The organism is Psychrilyobacter sp. (assembly GCF_049671765.1).
GTDB lineage: Bacteria > Fusobacteriota > Fusobacteriia > Fusobacteriales > Fusobacteriaceae > Psychrilyobacter.
The window spans coordinates 1-3015 of the sequence record NZ_JBATVM010000016.1 but is presented as its reverse complement, the minus strand read 5'-3'; the positions used below and the strand labels follow the sequence as shown (position 1 = coordinate 3015).

Here is a 3015-nt window from a genome sequence, read left to right as displayed (position 1 = left end):
TTTGTTATTGTTCTCTAATTCAGTAATTATTCCATTAGGAGTTTTTCCACCATTAACCAAAATGATATGACCGTTGTTTGTTTTAGTTATTGTGTTAGCAATAATCTTACCAGTTTTATCTGTTCCTCTAGCTGTTATCCCATCATAGTTAACTGCAACATTAATAGTACCATCTACAATTAAATTACCTTTAGCTCCACTAGCATCGTTTAAACTATATTTAATAGGGCTAAAAGCTGATTTTTGATAACCACTTCCATTTGAAACCCCTAAATTATATGTTCCTTTAACTGTTACATTTCCTGTAGTTACTAATTTTTCAAAGTTACGAATTGAATTGATACCTAAATTCATAATTCCATTCCCAGATAAAATCAAAGTGTCTTCTCCATCAAAACCATCTGTAATACCAGTTAATTTAGAATGTTCTCCTAATTCTAAAACTTCATCTTTTGCACTCATCGCAATAGCATGGCCACTAGGAGCACTGATAGTTCCATTATTATAGATATTAGCTCCAAAAGATTTAATACCAATACCAAAACCATCAACGGCAATAAGTCCTAAATTTGTCACTTGAGCATGATCTTTACCGATAATCCCAGTTGACGGACCTTTAACAGTAATGCTCCCTGCGTTTGTAACTGTAGAATCACCTTGAGCAACAATCCCATTCCCGGAACGATCAACGACAATAAGTCCTAAATTTGTCACTTGAGCATGATCTTTACCGACAATCCCAGTTGACGGACCTTTAACAGTAATGTTCTTTGCGTTTGTAACTGTAGAATAATTTTGACCAACAATCCCAGTTCCAGAATGATTAGTAGTAATTTCCCCTTGATTTGTTACTTTAGAATTATCTATAGCAGAAATTCCTGTACCAGAGTCATTAACTATGATAGCCCCAGTACTTTGATTTGTTACTTGAGAATTGGTTTCACTTATAATTCCAGTCCCAGAATCATTAACTATAATGGAACTTTTATTTGTTAATGAACTAGCTATGTCTTTAACTATAATCCCTTTACCAGTATTATTAACTATAAAAGTCCCTTGATTTTTTAGTTGAGCATGACTTTGAAGTATAATCCCTGTACCAGAGTCATTAACTATAATAGAGCCGTTATTTGTTATAGTAGGGAACAGTTTGTTTTCTCCCTCAAGATCTATCCCAATCCCAGAATCATTAACTATAATAGATGATCCTATTACATTTTTTACAGTGGTATAACCAAGTGCTTTAATTCCAGTACCTCTACGAACATGAATAATTCCATGGTTTTCAATCGTCGGCTCTGTTAAAAAAGGTCCTTGTATATTCCGCGCGTATATACCAATTGCAGGGTGATTAGGATTTGTTCCATTATTATCAACGTTAATAACACCATTATTTTTTATGGAAGGAGACGAAGTTAAGTACAATCCCCAACCCCCGCGAACGTTAATAGTACCGTTATTTATTATATTATGCATGGGGTTCTGTCCTGCCATTCCAAAAGAAGTATCAACATTCATAGTATTACCGAATGGATTGACTTCGTATTTTGAAAATGATTGTTGTGTGATCAATAAACCTAAAATTAAAAATAATATTTTCTTTCTTTTCATTTCTTAATTCTTTCATATGATAAGTGTGTATATTTTATTATCATAGAAAATCCTCCTTTAAATTATTATATTTTTTTGACTTAACTAAATGTTATATGTACTTTAACACATTGAGTCTATAATGGTTGTACAATTTCATACAAATAGTGAGAAATCTAAAAAAAAACTTCTAATTTACAACATTTAATGAACTTATGATTGATCTAAAAAAAATTATAAAGCTAATACTGAAAATATTGCTCTTTTTGAACTAGATATTTTTTGAAGAAAAGTTAAATTAAGCGACAATTTAAAATATACCTTTTGAAAGAGAGAGTTGTTATATTCTTTTAGTAGACACTTTCCATTCGTAAATATATAATATATTTAAAAGAAAGGTGTGTATATAATAGCAAAATATGATAATGAATTTAAAGATATTATGATTGATCTAAAAAGAAAAAAATACTTCTTTTAATATGTTATATAAATCTAAATAAAGTTTTTTTGATTTTATCTATATTTTCAAAAAACTGGAAAATCAAATTTATATTACCATAATCATAACATCTGTAATTTTTTAAAAAAATTAAAAAAAAACTAAATTATTGATTTTTTTTTAGGAAAACAAATAAAAAAACGAATAAAAAAACGAATAAAACTTTTAAATTTCAATATTTAATGACTAACAAACATTCTTTTAAAGTTATTATTTTATTCTATTTAAGTTAATTATTGTATTTATACATTTTATTTAATATTAGTTATCTGAGTATTTTGACATTTAAGAATCTAAAGTCATATATATATAGGGTCTATTGAAGTACTAGCTATGGGATATATCGGTATATGTATTGATGGTAATATTATTTTCTTTCTTTCTTTCTTTGTATTGACTTAAGATATCTATATGTTATATAATTTAAGTACTATATACATTATTAAGTGAACAAAGGAGAAAAAAATGAAAATAAAAAAGGGATTTACATTAATAGAATTACTAGTAGTTATAGCTATAATAGGTATATTAGCGACGACATTGGTACCTAAATTAAGAGAACAATTAGCTAAGGCTAAAGATGCAAGAGCAATAGCAGGTTTAGGAGTAATGAGAACAGGATATGAGATAGCATCTATTAATAAGATGGTAACTGATACAGGAACTGAAATACCGAGAGTTTATTTTAGTGAAGTAATAGCTCATGTAGATAAAAAAACAAAAGATCTTTTTAAAATATTATCCTCATTCCCATATCTTGAAGTAGGTGGGCTTCGTTCTGAACCTACAGAAAATTTAACTTATGGAGGAAGGATGATGATAAATATAGGTGATGCTGGGTCAAGTAAGGTCTTAACTAATGCAAACCCACAACCAATTGGAGAGGTTATGATTTTTTACTCACCTAGTAAGAAACTATATAGTAC

General features: G+C 28.7%; 2 protein-coding genes. One reads left to right on the top strand and one right to left on the bottom strand.

Translation table 11 applies throughout. The annotated features are described in order from the left end of the window. Positions 1-1611 (bottom strand): hypothetical protein (locus tag WBG30_RS00755; protein ID WP_424502730.1); only part of this gene is annotated, 1611 nt, incomplete at its 3' end. Positions 1612-2554: 943 nt separating this feature from the next. On the opposite strand from WBG30_RS00755, the gene WBG30_RS00750 reads away from it, so the two are divergent. Further along, a partial coding sequence (locus WBG30_RS00750; RefSeq protein WP_424502729.1) for a type IV pilin protein occupies positions 2555-3015 on the top strand: 461 nt, incomplete at its 3' end.